Origin of the sequence: Bartonella sp. AP88XZML (assembly GCF_042195565.1) — a bacterium.
GTDB lineage: Bacteria > Pseudomonadota > Alphaproteobacteria > Rhizobiales > Rhizobiaceae > Bartonella.
The window spans coordinates 25,241-40,184 of sequence record NZ_JBHIOQ010000029.1 but is presented as its reverse complement, the minus strand read 5'-3'; the positions used below and the strand labels follow the sequence as shown (position 1 = coordinate 40,184).

Annotated in this window: 10 protein-coding genes; 8 read left to right on the top strand and 2 right to left on the bottom strand. The window is 34.7% G+C overall.

The window, feature by feature from the left end; all coding sequences use genetic code 11:
- The first annotated feature begins 135 nt into the window (after positions 1-135).
- Positions 136-1,194 (top strand): A/G-specific adenine glycosylase, encoded by a 1,059-nt coding sequence (mutY, locus tag ACFIK2_RS02280; RefSeq protein ID WP_375634248.1) that lies wholly within the window; start codon positions 136-138, stop codon positions 1,192-1,194.
- A 757-nt stretch (positions 1,195-1,951) separates the two neighbouring features.
- On the opposite strand, the gene ACFIK2_RS02275 is transcribed toward mutY, so the two are convergent.
- On the bottom strand, positions 1,952-3,040 hold the full coding sequence (locus tag ACFIK2_RS02275; RefSeq protein ID WP_375613050.1) for a site-specific DNA-methyltransferase: 1,089 nt from the start codon (positions 3,038-3,040) through the stop codon (positions 1,952-1,954).
- A gap of 371 nt (positions 3,041-3,411) precedes the next feature.
- Here ACFIK2_RS02275 and ACFIK2_RS02270 point away from each other — a divergent pair, with 371 nt between their 5' ends.
- The 7 genes from ACFIK2_RS02270 (at position 3,412) to ACFIK2_RS02240 (ending at position 14,254) form a co-directional block, all read left to right on the top strand.
- Positions 3,412-4,107 (top strand): HAD family hydrolase, encoded by a 696-nt coding sequence (locus ACFIK2_RS02270; RefSeq protein WP_375634246.1) that lies wholly within the window; start codon positions 3,412-3,414, stop codon positions 4,105-4,107.
- A 2,000-nt stretch (positions 4,108-6,107) separates the two neighbouring features.
- A complete protein-coding gene (locus tag ACFIK2_RS02265) occupies positions 6,108-6,464 on the top strand; it encodes a hypothetical protein (RefSeq protein ID WP_375634244.1) in 357 nt (118 codons plus the stop codon).
- 178 nt (positions 6,465-6,642) lie between these two features.
- Positions 6,643-7,005 (top strand): hypothetical protein, encoded by a 363-nt coding sequence (locus tag ACFIK2_RS02260; protein ID WP_375634242.1) that lies wholly within the window; start codon positions 6,643-6,645, stop codon positions 7,003-7,005.
- A gap of 209 nt (positions 7,006-7,214) precedes the next feature.
- Positions 7,215-7,577, top strand: coding sequence for a hypothetical protein (locus ACFIK2_RS02255; RefSeq protein WP_375634240.1), 363 nt, complete (start codon positions 7,215-7,217; stop codon positions 7,575-7,577).
- Between the two features lie 637 nt (positions 7,578-8,214).
- Positions 8,215-9,612: a threonine synthase gene (thrC, locus tag ACFIK2_RS02250; RefSeq protein WP_375634239.1), complete on the top strand. Its 1,398-nt coding sequence runs from the start codon at positions 8,215-8,217 to the stop codon at positions 9,610-9,612.
- A gap of 83 nt (positions 9,613-9,695) precedes the next feature.
- Complete coding sequence (locus ACFIK2_RS02245) at positions 9,696-10,970, top strand: M16 family metallopeptidase (protein ID WP_375618402.1); 1,275 nt, start codon at positions 9,696-9,698, stop codon at positions 10,968-10,970.
- Between the two features lie 398 nt (positions 10,971-11,368).
- Positions 11,369-14,254, top strand: coding sequence for an EAL domain-containing protein (locus tag ACFIK2_RS02240; protein WP_375634284.1), 2,886 nt, complete (start codon positions 11,369-11,371; stop codon positions 14,252-14,254).
- Between the two features lie 35 nt (positions 14,255-14,289).
- Here the strand turns inward: ACFIK2_RS02240 and ACFIK2_RS02235 are convergent, their stop codons facing one another.
- Positions 14,290-14,874, bottom strand: a complete 585-nt coding sequence (locus ACFIK2_RS02235; RefSeq protein WP_375613019.1) for a YqgE/AlgH family protein — start codon at positions 14,872-14,874, stop codon at positions 14,290-14,292.
- Between the last annotated feature and the right edge of the window lie 70 nt (positions 14,875-14,944).

Below are 14,944 nucleotides of genomic sequence, written 5' to 3'. Positions count from 1 at the left end.
TCATTGTTCAACCGCTTACTAAATTAAAATCATTTGTTTCATCTAAAAATTGTTGCCTCCTCAATTTATGAAATATCAACAAAATAAATAATTTTTTCTTTTGCATTTTATATCTCCCTATGCTTGAAAGCAATCATGTATGAAATTTCTTCGCACCTCCTTGCTTGGTACGATCAAAATCACAGACATCTTCCGTGGCGGATTACCCCAGAAAAGCAAAAACAAGGTATCCGTCCTGATCCTTATCAAGTTTGGCTTTCTGAAATCATGCTTCAACAAACAACCGTTGAAACAGTTAAGCCTTATTTTAAAAAGTTTCTAAAACTATGGCCTGATCTTTCCTCTTTAGCAAAAGCCTCACAAGATGATATCATGAAAGCATGGGCTGGACTTGGTTATTATTCACGCGCACGTAATCTTAAAAAATGTGCGCGACAGCTTGTTGAAAACTACGCGGGACAATTTCCACAATCTGTAAAAGAATTGCGAACTCTAGCCGGTATTGGAGATTATACTGCCGCAGCCATTGCTGCGATTGCTTTTAACCACCCTGTAGCAGTGGTTGATGGTAATGTCGAACGTGTGGTAGCGCGACTTTTTGCTATCACTTCAATATTGCAAAAAGCAAAAGTTGAAATTAAAGAAAAAACACAAAAAATTACTGCTTTAAATCGTCCTGGTGACTTTGCTCAAGCAATGATGGATTTGGGAGCAACAATTTGTACTCCACGCAAACCATCTTGTTATACCTGCCCTCTTCAATGTTTATGCAAAGCAGAAAAGATGCAACAAACGGAGTCTTTTCCAGTTAAAGCCCCTAAAAAAGAACGCCCTTCAAAAACAGGTATTGCTTTTGTGGTCCTTAATAAAAAGAAACAAATTTATTTGGAAAAACGACAGACGCAAAAGCTCCTTGGTGGAATGACCCAAATTCCTAACAATATTGGCATAAACAACGAAAATGGGCTCCAAAATGCACCCTTTACTGCCAATTGGCAATTCAAAGGACAAATTACGCATGTTTTTACTCACTTTTCTCTAAAACTCGATGTTTACTATACTGAGAATGTTCATGAAATGAATTATGAAAATGGTTGGTGGTGTAACATTCAACATCTTGCCGAAGAAGCACTACCTACTGTTATGAAAAAAGCCATTTCCGTAGCACTTCCCAATTCTTTCAGATTTAAATAACCTTCCCTATTCATAAAAATGTTTTCTAATGGAGACTTTTGTATCTCTAGCGATCATTTATTAATCTGTAAAAGAAAAATTTTAAAAAATGAAATAACCAATTTTTTCTACAGACAAAAATTAAGGAGGGATAGAAACGCTTAGAAGCTTTAGATTTAAATTTCAGGATCTATCCTTTTTTGCTTATGAAGGAGCAAGTCAGCACCATCATTATATTTACCAGCCTCCTACAACAACCCTTGGCACTTGAAACGGTTCATAAAAGGTACTTTTTAATTCTTTCTTTAATAATTTTATTCACACGCCACCCCCGCTTATGACATGCAAGCAAGTAAATTTTATTGATTCAATATGAAACAGGTCTGAAATAAGAAAATTTGACGATATTCGGGGAGGACGTCAATATGAATAACGCTAAATTAGCTTGATAAACCAATACATCTTACGCACTTTACAGATGTACGTATTCAAAAACGCACTTAATTTTGAACTTCTGAATGAACCTTTTAATTCTGATATTTCATTTTTATAAGCTTATATTGAAATTTTACTGTTTTGGAACTAAAATCAGAACATAGAGTGAAAATTTCTCATTTTAATTTCTTCTAAAAGAAGCATAAAAATACTCGCTTGCCGCTTATAAGCGGATTAGTGTTTTAATAAAAAACATCTAAGAAAGGCAAAAACACCCTCCCGTCCATCTCAATCAAGATCAGGTACATTGATGATCACTCTAGAATGAAGCGATCAGCTTAGTTCATAAAACACCCGTTTTTAACATTTGTGAACGTATGATCATTCTTAAATGATCTATGGACTTCAACCGTCCATTTTCCTCATAATACCAAAAGGTCCAACCATTACAACTCTGCGAATCTTGAGCCTTTCTTCCCATTGCGTGAATTGAGCCCGCTTCACCACCATGCATAATCGTACCATCAGCTCTTACAATAGCAGATACTTGCTTCTTACGATCATACAGAACTTCTCCAGGATAGAGTAAACCTGCTTCAAGCAAACTGTTGAATGCTACGCGTGGTTCTGCTTTTTTTCTATCCAAAATCGCTAGTTCTGGTTGCGCTAAAGGTTGAACCGCTGCAATTCTCTCACATGCTGCATCGATGTAATCTTGCTCGCGTTCAATCCCAACAAAATCACGCCCTAAAAGCTTGGCAACAGCACCTGTTGTTCCCGAACCAAAAAACGGATCGAGAATAACATCTCCAGGTTTACTAGAAGCCATAATAATACGCGCTAATAACGCTTGCGGTTTTTGTGTTGGATGTAATTTACGCCCTGAATCATCCTTTAAACGTTCAGCTCCAGTGCAGAGAGGGAAAAGCCAATCTGAACGCATTTGTAGATCTTCATTTGCCGCTTTTAAGGCATCATAATTAAATGTGTACTTTTTATCTTTTTGATCTCGCACAGCCCAAATAAGCGTCTCATGAGCATTTTGAAAACGGCGCCCTCGAAAATTAGGCATCGGATTATTCTTGCGCCAAATAATATCATTAAGCATCCAAAAACCTAAATCTTGTAATGCCGTCCCAACTCGAAAAATATTATGGTAAGATCCGATAACCCAAAGTGTTCCGTTGGGTTTTAATACACGACGACAAGCAAGCAACCATGCACGAGTAAAAGCATCATAAGCAGCAAAACTCTCAAACTGATCCCATGCATCATCAACCGCATCAACAAGCGAATGATCTGGACGATATAAAGCTCCGTCCAATTGCAAATTATAGGGTGGATCCGCAAAAATCATATCAACGGAATGTTTTGGAAGTTTTTCTAGAACGGAAACACAATCTCCTTTAAAAATTTTATTGCGCCATGGCATCTGTGAGGGAGTACGAAGAAAATCTTTTTGAAGCTGAATAACTGTCATGAAAAACCCAACAAAATTAACTGAATTTGCCCTATAATCAACCAAAATAGTTTATAGGCCCGCATTACCAATCCATATTTACAAAATAGCGTAAACGTATCGTTAAAGTTCTACAAAATTGATAATTGTTTTTGTTTTTTTAAGTAAAAAAACTTTCATATGAATGAAACCTTATTTTTCTTTTTTTCAATGTACTGTTCCCATATCTTTTATTTCGTAAAAGAATTAAGAATCATTTTCAAAGCGTATTTTTATGAAATAAGATCCTCTCAATATCGTTTTCATGAAAGTTGTCCATCTCGTAACATGTAAAGGAATATCTTATGCCTCAGATAGATCTTATTATTTTTGATTGTGACGGAGTTCTCGTCGACTCTGAATATCTTGCAGCAAAAATTGGATCTCAATTGCTCAAACAAACAGGATATGAAATATCACCCGAAGAATTGAGTGAGCGTTTTGCAGGGCTTATTTTTCGCGATATTCTTAAACACGTTGAACAGGAAACAGAAAAACCAATTTCCGCTCATCTCATAGATCAGATGACTAATATTTTTCGTACACAAATAAAAACTAAATTACGGGCTATTGATGATGTAAGAGAAGCCATAGAAATTATTCAAACACGCTATCCCTACTGTATCTGCTCTAATGCAAAAAGCGTAGATATAAAAGAGATGCTCACCACGGTTGATCTCTATGACCTTTTTGAAGGTAAAATATTTTCAGCACCTGAAGTTGGAACAAAAAGAACGAAACCGGCCCCTGATGTTTTCCTTTTTGCCGCACAACAATTACAGGCAGAGCCCCAAAACACTATCGTTATAGAAGATTCCCTTCATGGTGTACACGCAGCCACAGCAGCAGGCATGCGTGTCATCGGCTTTACGGGAGGATCACATAGCTATCTTGGCCACTCTAATGCACTTGCAGAAGCTGGTGCAGAAACAGTTATCGCAAAACATGCTCATTTAGGAGAAGTCTTAGAAGCAATGGCAGTATGGAGGGATCTATTATAAAAAATCTCTTGAATATATTAGTTTGTAAACTCTTATGTAAGAAGCATTTTTACTCAAATGCCCTTCTCTTCTCGTTGCTTCTTTTATAATAACTTCAATAAATGCGTAATTCACGATACGGGTGAATTGCATTTCAATGTGAAGGAAAAAATATAGCACCTCGTTGAGCAATCAATAAGTCAGTTAACCATTGCACGCGCTTTAAAAAAGCAAACAACAGGGAGGAAAACTCATAAAAATCAAACCCTGCTTATCTATCTCAAATCCGATATCTCACTCCCAACCTCAGCAGCCCATCCTGATAAGTTATTATATTTTTCAAAAAAGGAATATGACGATGCCCTGCTCGATAAGATGTGAAAATTGCTAGCCTCTTCCATCTGATCAAAAAATCACACACTATGGTAAAATTTTAGAGTATGTGCGTATTGGTCATGGAAAGCATATTAAAATTCGCGGAATCTATGGAATACAAGAGTTTATTGAAAACAACAAAAGCGTCCTTGTTGAGTTAGAAGAACTTATATTTACTCAATCCAAATCTCATAAACTTGTTGAAGGCTTATTTACTTTGCTGCTTAAACAGTATTTTAACAGCTTCAATCGGTACAACCTCCCTAAGATTACAAAAAACAAAAAGAATACATTCTTATAAAGATTTGCATTTTATAAAAAACATTTCATACCAAGTAATTTACAGACAATATATTGATTTATAATCATAATTTATCATTATTCAAATTAAGCAAAAAAAACGAATATTGTAAGATTCTCTCATTTCAAATCTGGATATGCTGAATTAAATAAATAAAGAAATAAAAATGCCTTTTAATGAATCATCTCAAAAGGCAAAAATTATAGCAACATTAGGAGCGAGAAAAGTGTATGGCAATGCCATCTTTCTTCTTTATAAACGTCAAAAATTCTGATGCCCTAAGAATTTTATATTATGGGGGCTTTATCATCATATCTATCATTGCAAAATAGGCTTGAGTAACTTGAGAACGGTTTCTTTAAAAAAGCACATAAATATGAAACATATAATCATGTTAAACAAGCGACAGAGATACCAATAGTTGCTTAAAATTTTCCGAAAGCACTTAATAGCCTTTTTAAATAAGCAATGAAATCAGATCTTTTCAAAAGTAATCCACTTTCTAAAAATAAAAGCGGCTTTTCAGTTTGGAAAAAAGAAAGTGTTGAAAATATTATCTAATGCTGATCTTTCGGCACTCATAAATATGTCTAAATTATATTCTTCTATACACCGCCTTCCATCATAGTAATATGCTGTTCACATTGGCGAGAAAAAGATAATATCATTTATCTCTATCCAATTCGAGCTCTACTTTATACTATGAGAAAATTGTACATTTTTTAGTATCTATAACATATTATTATCTATAAGATAAATGTATATATTTAATAGTAAATTAAGAATTATTATTCTGCTATCACGATGCACTTAAATAACCATTGAATAATAACTTAAATAATATCTATATAACACACATTATACAATAATGACTATCTATAATAAATACTATAAATAATAAAATTTTATCGTATCCTTTCATATTTTAATTGTTAATAATATTTTTATAACTACATCATAATTTTCATGTTTTCTATTATACTATCGATAATAAATAAATTTTTATATATTTAATATGTAAAAATTTTGATCACTTTTATTATCTATAAATGTATTTAAAAAATATATTAATATCGTTTTATAAAAATTATACGATAACCATATGTTGTTTTATATATAACACATAATAAAATATTGTATAAAGTTTTTAAAAAATATAATTTGTAATTATTACTGTTACTTTTTTACAATAACGTTTATAAAAATTATAGTTATATTTTTTATATGTATTTTTATTATTGACTAAAAATACATATTGAACTATATGGCTTGTATATAGTGTGATATACATAAACATTATGTATATTTATTACATATATAACTTAAAAATATTTGAGGTAAATTTATGGTAAAAATATTTAAAAATTATATTTTAAGCATTTTTATAGCGAGCACTTTTTTTATTTCACAAACTGTAAATGTTAATGCAAACTATTTGAAAAACGATACTCCAAAAGAGGAACTTTCTGTTTTCCCAATGGAACAAGTAAAATATGCGAAATCCGATGTAGTTTCTACGACTGCTTTCTATGCTCCGTCTGTAAATTATCAAACAGAACATGGAACAATAGGTGAAGGAAAATTTGAAAAGGTCGTTGGGCCTATGACTATAGGAATGGGACTATTGTACGCTGGATATGCACTGAGTTTTATAGGATCGATAATAAGTTGGATAAAGGACATAGTATTGATGTTCAAATAATTCAACCTCGTCTATAACTCTAGAATAATAGCTTCATTATGAGTCAATAATTAATTGTAAATAATTACATAATGAAGCTTATTTTTCCATGAAATATAAATTTCGTAGATTACATCCAAATATCCAAAGTATAAATTTACGCATATGTATTGAATATTATAAATATTTGAGGTAAATTATGATTAAATTATTTAAAAATCATATATTAAGTATTTTCATTATGTCTGCCTTTTCTCTTTCTCAGGTTGTAAATGTGCATGCAAACTCTTTACAAAATAGTACTCATCGTGAGAATATTTTTGTTTCTGCAATAGAGCAGAAAAGAAAGGATGTAGTCCATACTGTTTCTCTCTATAGACCTAGTCTAAATCGTGGAGTGGGTAATGAAGCTACTATTGAAGGAAAATTTGAAAAGGTTGTTGAACCTCTTACACTCGGGGCTTTTGGTATGGGGATGGCACTTGGATATGCATCAAGTACGATAGGCATGTTTTTAGGATGGATAATAAGTAAAATAATATTGTATTTTAAATCTCGTTAAAATTGAAATTTCATCAGAATAAGACCTTCTCATATGAAATATAAACTATGAACATATTCTGTGTTTATCCATTGTTGATGACAAAAACTAATGAATTACCACACTAAGAGTGAAAAAAGCTTTAAATGCTTCTGTTTCTCTCAATGTGCACTAATTCTGCCGATGCATCTATTCAATTCAGATTAAAATAAAAGTATTGGTGGTAAACTATGATTAAAGTATTGAAAACTTACGTATTAAATATTTTTATAGCAGTTGCTTTTTTGCTTTCACAAGTTATAAATGTTCATGCCAATCATTTGAAAAATGATACTCAATGGGAAACTGTCTCTCTAATAGAACAAGGAAAGAAAAAAACTATCGATATAGCTGCTCTTTATGTCCCAAGTTTCACTCATAGAGCAAAAAGTGAATCTGCCTTTGAAGGAAAATTTGAGAAAGTATTTGAACCCATTACGCTAGGAGTTTTTTCTACAATGGGAGCTTTGGGTTTTGGATTTTTAACCGGATCTGTTATGGCCATATTTAGTGCGATAATCGGATGGGCAATAGGAAAAATTAAAGGCAAATAATTCAAAGATACTTAGTTATTTTTTTCTATTTAAAATGAAAATACTTTACAGCCTGCTTCCCATCATTTAGCAGGCTGTTGTATGTTTTCTATGGATAAACTTTAGGTTACCATACTGTATAGCACAAATATAATATCTATTATTATACAAAGTGATAAATTAAGCTAAAAAATATTATTCAAAGTATAGATTTGCGCACGAAATGCCATAAATTTACCTTATAAATCTTCCAATGTGAGTTCTGAGGTGTATCATTTTAACATTCAGTTCAGCAGATTTAATTGTTACAAAGTATTAAGAGCATAAAATAACTATAAATGATTGAGTTTTATACAAAAGTTCTTCAGTAAATGCCATTCTATCTATTTAATTGTATTATTTAAGAAGGTGTACAAATGAAGATACGTTGTAAAATTTAAGTGAATGAATAATAGAGAGAAAATTTTCGACTGTAAAAGATTTTCTGTGAACATTTGGCGTTTATATCTCAAAAATAAAAATGCTTAAGGCTATTTCCTTTCATTATTGAGTTAAAAAGAAGAAAAGAAGCTCTATCCATTTAATAATTTAAATATTATGAAAAACGTGAAATAAATAACTTCACCAATTTGCCAGAAATAAAAAAAGGATAAGACTTATGGAATATATCAGCACGAGAGGTGAAGCTCCTGCTTTAAGCTTTACGGAAACAATCATGACAGGGTTGGCGAGTGATGGTGGGCTTTATCTTCCAGATAAATTTCCGCAATTATCATTTGATGCGTTACGAGCACTTCGTGGTCAGTCCTATACAACAATTGCTAAAACTATTCTGTGGCCCTTTGTGAATAACGAAATCGAATATACAGCTTTTGAAAATATGATCGCTGAATCTTATGCAACCTTTCACCATCCAGCAATCTGTCCGTTACGACAAACTGGAGCAGATGAATTTATCCTTGAACTCTTTCATGGTCCTACTTTAGCTTTTAAAGATGTAGCAATGCAGTTTCTTTCTCGACTGATGGATTATGTTTTGACTAAAAAAAATAGATGTGCAACGATTATTGCTGCAACATCAGGTGATACAGGAGGAGCTGCGATACAAGCTTTTGCTGGAAAAGAACACTCAGATATTTTTATTTTATTTCCTAAAGGACGTGTATCACCTGTTCAACAACGGCAAATGACAACCAATCAATGTTCCAATGTTCATCCCATTGCCATTGAAGGAAATTTTGATGATTGCCAAGCTCTTGTCAAAGCAATGTTTAATGATCATAATTTTCGTAAAAAAACAGCGCTTTCAGGTGTTAATTCTATAAATTGGGCGCGTATCATGGCGCAAATTGTTTACTATTTTTCATCTGCACTTTCTTTAGGAGCACCTGATAGAGCTGTTTCATTCACTGTTCCTACTGGAAATTTTGGTGATATTTTTGCAGGTTATGTCGCAGCCCGTATGGGATTACCCATTGCTCAACTGGTCATCGCAACGAATGATAACGACATCCTTGTACGTACATTGACCAGTGGTACTTACGAAACAAAACCAATAGTCCATACAACATCACCTTCTATGGATATTCAGGTCTCTTCTAATTTTGAACGTTTGCTCTTTGAAAGTGGCAATCGTGATCCAATGTGGATTCGCAATGCAATGGAAAACTTGAAAAAAACGGGTCTCTTTACTCTTGATGAAAAGCAACTCAAAAATATTCGTTCGCTATTTTCCGCTGGGAAAAGCAACATGGCTGCAACAGCTCAAAAAATTGATAGTGTCTATAAGGAAAGTGGCTATCTTGTTGATCCACATACAGCGGTCGCTCTTCAAGTAGCGCGTGAAAACAAAAAACCGCATATTCCAATGATCGTTCTTGCCACGGCTCATCCAGCTAAATTTCCTGATACTATTAAAAGCGCTTGTGGCCTTCATGCTCCATGGCCATCTCATCTCAATGATGTAATGAAACACGAAGAACATTTTATAAATCTTGCTAATGATGAAAAAATAGTAAAAGATTATATTTCTTTAAAATCGCGTGCATCTTATTAAAGTTAGCTGCATTAATTTAAATCAAGAAGATTCTGATACCCTTACAATGAGGTATTTAGCTTATTTAATGGAGTTGTAAATACATGGATGTAGATATCTGTCGCCTAAATAATGGTTTGACTATCGCCACACATACAATGCAACAAATTGATAGTGTTGCCCTCGGAATATGGGTTAAAGTGGGCTCACGCAATGAAACCTCCACACAGCATGGTATTGCTCATCTTCTTGAGCATATGGCTTTTAAAGGAACCGAAAACCGTACTGCTTTTCAAATTGCAACCGATATTGAAGATGTTGGCGGTGAAATCAATGCTACAACCAGTATTGAAACAACAGCTTACTTTGCACGTGTACTTAAAAGCGATATCCCACTTGCTATAGACATTTTAGCCGATATTTTAATGCATTCAAAATTTGACGACGATGAACTAGAACGAGAAAAACAAGTAATCTTTCAGGAAATTGGTGCTGCCCATGACACTCCTGATGATATTGTTTTTGATCACTTTACAGAAACAGCCTTTCGTCATCAATCCCTTGGACGCTCTATTTTAGGAACAGCTAAAACTATTCAATCATTTACATCTACTGATCTCCATGATTTCATCAATAAACAATATAGTGCAGATCGTATGATTGTCGTTGCTGCAGGAGCTGTAAAGCACGAAAGTTTCTTGCGAGAAGTTGAAAGTCGTCTTGGTACTTTTCGCTCCCATTCAACCGCACCTCTTACTAATCTTGCAAATTATGTCGGTGGCGACTTTCGTGAATATCGCGATTTAATGGATACACAAGTTGTTCTAGGGTTTGAAGGGCGTGCTTATCACGCGCGTGATTTTTATGCGGCCCAAATTCTTTCAATCATTCTTGGTGGTGGTATGTCTTCACGTCTTTTTCAAGAGGTAAGAGAGAAACGTGGATTATGCTATTCTATTTATGCTTTTCATTGGGGATTTTCAGATACTGGGCTTTTTGGTGTTCACGCAGCTACCGGACAAGAAGGGCTCAAAGAACTTATTCCTGTGATTCTTGATGAACTTTCCAAGGTCAGCAAAAATATTCACGCCAACGAACTGCAACGAGCACAAACGCAATATCGTGCAAATCTGACAATGTCACAAGAAAATCCCTCTAGTCAAGCACATCTCATTGCTCGCCAAATACTCCTTTATGGTCGACCAATTCCAATATCGGAAACAATTGAACGCCTCAATCTCATCACTCCTAAAAGATTAACTGATTTAGCACATCGTCTTTTTACAAACTCCACTCCAACACTAACTGCTGTCGGACCTGTAGGCCCCCTCATAAATTTTGATGATTTAACGTCAACTCTTTCATACAAGCTAAAGTAAAAACTTCTTTTTAAAGCAGCATCACAATAACGTCACATATTTTATCATAAAATTTACCACAAAAGCTCTCCTCATTAAATAAGTTTTGGAAATATTGGGCAAAGAGGTGTACAAAACTACCCAATTCATACTTCATGTGATAAAGATTCTAATAAGTGAAGGTATATCCGTGAAATCTGAAAATTCATGGTTTAACTTTGCCCTTTTAAAATATAAAACTTCATTCGCTTCAGGTTCCATTGAAGCAAATGGGTGTGTGGTCTATTTGTATATAAAATCACATAACTTAAGAAAAAGTGATAACAATTTATTATGTAAATAAATTATAAAAGGTGGACGTTTTTTCTCAAAAGTCGAAATGAAAATTAAACATCCTAAAATATTGAGAGTGGGACATTGTGAAGAGTTTGCGTAAAATAATTGACATCATTTTCATTGTAGTCGTTAGTTCTCTTGTCCATCTTACATCAGCACAAGCAATTGAACCAGTTAAAATTTCTTCTCAAGATGCTGCTCTTGATCTCTCAAAAGCAATTGAAATTCACCATACAAACAACTCTATTTTTCAAACAAGTACAGCACCAGGACCAGATGGTATTGTATGGCGTATTGAAGTGCAGGCAAAAAATGAAAAATTTTCCGGAAATTGGGCAGTTTTTTCTCTTGCAAATCCAACAGATGAACAAGTTGATCGTCTCATCGTTGCCCCCCATTACCGCATGGCACGTTCTGGATTTTTTTGGCCAGACCTTGGATCATCAAGGATTCAATCCATAACGCCAAGCGAAGGTTTTTCCCTCGATCGTCAACTTAGTGCAAACTCTGATATCTTTCGTATTACCCTTAACCCTGGTGCTGTTATTACATTTGTGGCCGAACTTAACTCTGCAAATCTACCGCAAATCTATTTATGGCAACCTGAAGCTTATAAAGATGCAATTAATTCTTATACGCTTTATCATGGTATTCTTCTTGGGATATCAGGTCTCTTAGCGCTTTTGTTAACTGTTCTCTTCGTCGTCCGTGGAACAGGGCTGTTTCCTGCAACAGCGGCAGTTGCTTGGGCAGTGCTTTTTTATATTGGTATTGACTTCAACTTTTTAAATAAATTCTTTGCAGTTACACTCACAACCCAACCAATCTGGCGTGCTGGTACAGAAGTAGCACTTACTGCTACACTCTTCATTTTTCTTTTTACCTATCTCAGCCTTAACCGCTGGCATTATCATTTTAGTTACGGTGCTATCGCTTGGACCATTGCGTTTTGCAGTCTAGGAGCCTTTGCTATTTATGATCCCATCAGAGCAGCTGGAATTGCGCGTTTGTCTTTTGGCCTTACCGCTGTGCTTGGTATAATATTAATCATCTATTTCTCAATCAGAAGCTATGACCGCGCCATTATGCTTATTCCAACATGGTTGCTCGTTAGCTTTTGGTGCGTTGGAGCCTATGCCTGCATAGCTGGACATTTAAACAATGATATTATCCAGCCAGCATTAGCGGGGGGATTAGTGCTCATTGTTCTTCTCATAAGCTTTACTGTCCTGCAACAAACTTTTTCTAATGACGCTTTCCATGAAGGAATATTTTCCGACCTTGAACAACAAGTACTCGCAGCAAAGGGAGCTGGAAATATTATTTGGGATTGGAATATTGAGCGTGACCGTATTGTTGTACATCCAAACATGGCAACCCTTTTTGGTACTGAAATTCATAACCTCAATGGACCTATGCGCAACTGGATTTCAGCCTTGCACCATGATGATCGTGAACGCTTTCAAGCCGTATTGGATATCATTCTTAAAAATAAAAAAGGGCGCATTGATCAAATTTTTCGGCTTTCTTCCGGTGGTGGTTATTATCATTGGTTTTCTCTTCGTGCACGTCCGGCTATGCAAAAAGATGGAAAAATCACACGTGTTATTGGAACCATTGTCAATATTACTAACCATAAAAAATCCGAAGAACGCTTATTGCATGATGCAATCCACGACAGCTTAACTGGACTTCCTAACCAACAAATTTTCTTTGATAGACTACAAAATTATACCTCTTTAGCGAAAGCAAATATCAAAATTAGACCGACTGTCTTTATGATTGATTTTGACAATTTTCGCCAAATTAATCGCAAATTAGGCATAGCAGTTGGGGATACTGTACTGCTTATAATCGCACGTCGTTTAAATCGTCTCATTAACTTTCAAGACACCTTATCGCGTCTTTCAGCAGACCGCTTTGCAATTATTTTACTCAGTGAAACCGAACCACAAAAAATTGCAGCATTTGCAGATCATTTGCACAAAACAATTTCAGCACCTATTTCACTTTCAGAAAATAAAATAATCCTTTCAACCTCTATCGGATTGGTTACATGGAGTGAAAGCCGATCGACGGCTAAAGATATTTTTAATGATAGTGAGTTAGCGATGATTCGCGCAAAACAAATGGGTGGGAACCATATTGAACCTTTTCGTCCTAATTTTCGCACTTTGGGTCTCGAACATAATACTCTGGAGAAAGATGTTCATTATGCCATAAAACGTAATGAGATGAAAATCCTCTACCATCCTATTCTTAATTTATCAGACGGACATATTATTGGTTTTGAAACAATTGTAGAATGGCATCATCCCACTTATGGAAATTTAAATGTCTCTGATTTCATAAAAATCGTAGAAAATGAACAAATTGTTATGGATTTGTCACAATTTATCATCGATAATGCCATTATTGATCTTATAAATGTACAAGAAAAGTTTTCCCAACAATCTTTCTTTATTTCAATTAATTTACCAAGCGCAGAAATGATTCATCCTCGTTTTATCAGTCAATTGCGTGCCGCTTTGCTTCGCCATCCGCTCCACAAAGGGCGTCTGATGATTGAAATATCTGAATTTGTCTTAAGAAATAATCCTGAACAATCAGCGCACTTTCTTGAACAAATTAAAACACTTGGAATGAATCTCGCACTCGATAATTTTGGAACAGGTTATTCGTCTCTGACCTATCTCGTACGTTATCCATTTGATATGGTTAAACTTGATCATTCACTTATCTCAATCGACTCTCTTAAGAAGAAAATTGTTCTAAAGTCTATCATTAATATGGCAACAGATCTTAATTTGCAAATTATCGCAGAAGGTGTTGAAAATGAAAAAGAAGCAATCTTCCTCCGTCAAGAAGGCTGTAAATATGTTCAAAGTACACTTGTGACAAAACCGATTGCCATAGAAGAATTAATTACGCTCGTTCAGAGCCATTTCCCTTATAAAATAAAAACATAAGGGATAAAATAAAGTTAAAAAGCTTAGAAAAAACTCTACGCGTGTCCCATTTCAGAAGCAAGATAAGTTGGATCGATACCCATGCGTGTTAAACTTTTATCATATTTGCAGCTTAAATCGCTTTCAAAAAGAAAACTAGGTGATGTAGAACTGATTAGCCACCCATTTGTAGAAATTTCTGCCTCAAGTTGCCCCGCTTTCCATCCAGCATAGCCTAATGCGACCAGTGCATGTTGCGGACCTTGTTCGCAACTGATCGCTTTTAATATATCAATTGTCGCAGTAAAACAGATCTTATCTGCAATAAAAACAGTTTCTTCACAAGCATAATCATCTGAATGAAGAACAAAACCACGCGAAGGATCAACAGGACCACCATAGCGAACTGGAAACTGTTTTATTGGTTCAGAAAGACTTTTTTTTTGGCCACTGTCTATGATTCCTAAGTGAAGCAAAAGCTCCGGAAAATCAATATGATGCAATTGATTGAGAATGATGCCCATCGCACCGGCATCAGAATGCGCACAAATATAAATAACAGAACGAATAAAGCGTTTGTCATTCATCCCAGGCATTGCTATGAGTAATTGTCCACCTAAAAAGCCATTACACCGCTTCATTAATCTGTTATTCTCCATAATTTACATGATAAAAGTTTGTTCATTTAGCACACTAGGAAAATAAAACTCC

Coding starts and splice junctions, on each gene's coding strand:
- mutY (WP_375634248.1), top strand. CDS start 136: ATGTATGAAATTTCTTCGCACCTCCTTGCTTGGTACGATCAAAATCAC.
- ACFIK2_RS02275 (WP_375613050.1), bottom strand. CDS start 3,040: ATGCCATGGCGCAATAAAATTTTTAAAGGAGATTGTGTTTCCGTTCTA.
- ACFIK2_RS02270 (WP_375634246.1), top strand. CDS start 3,412: ATGCCTCAGATAGATCTTATTATTTTTGATTGTGACGGAGTTCTCGTC.
- ACFIK2_RS02265 (WP_375634244.1), top strand. CDS start 6,108: ATGGTAAAAATATTTAAAAATTATATTTTAAGCATTTTTATAGCGAGC.
- ACFIK2_RS02260 (WP_375634242.1), top strand. CDS start 6,643: ATGATTAAATTATTTAAAAATCATATATTAAGTATTTTCATTATGTCT.
- ACFIK2_RS02255 (WP_375634240.1), top strand. CDS start 7,215: ATGATTAAAGTATTGAAAACTTACGTATTAAATATTTTTATAGCAGTT.
- thrC (WP_375634239.1), top strand. CDS start 8,215: ATGGAATATATCAGCACGAGAGGTGAAGCTCCTGCTTTAAGCTTTACG.
- ACFIK2_RS02245 (WP_375618402.1), top strand. CDS start 9,696: ATGGATGTAGATATCTGTCGCCTAAATAATGGTTTGACTATCGCCACA.
- ACFIK2_RS02235 (WP_375613019.1), bottom strand. CDS start 14,874: ATGAAGCGGTGTAATGGCTTTTTAGGTGGACAATTACTCATAGCAATG.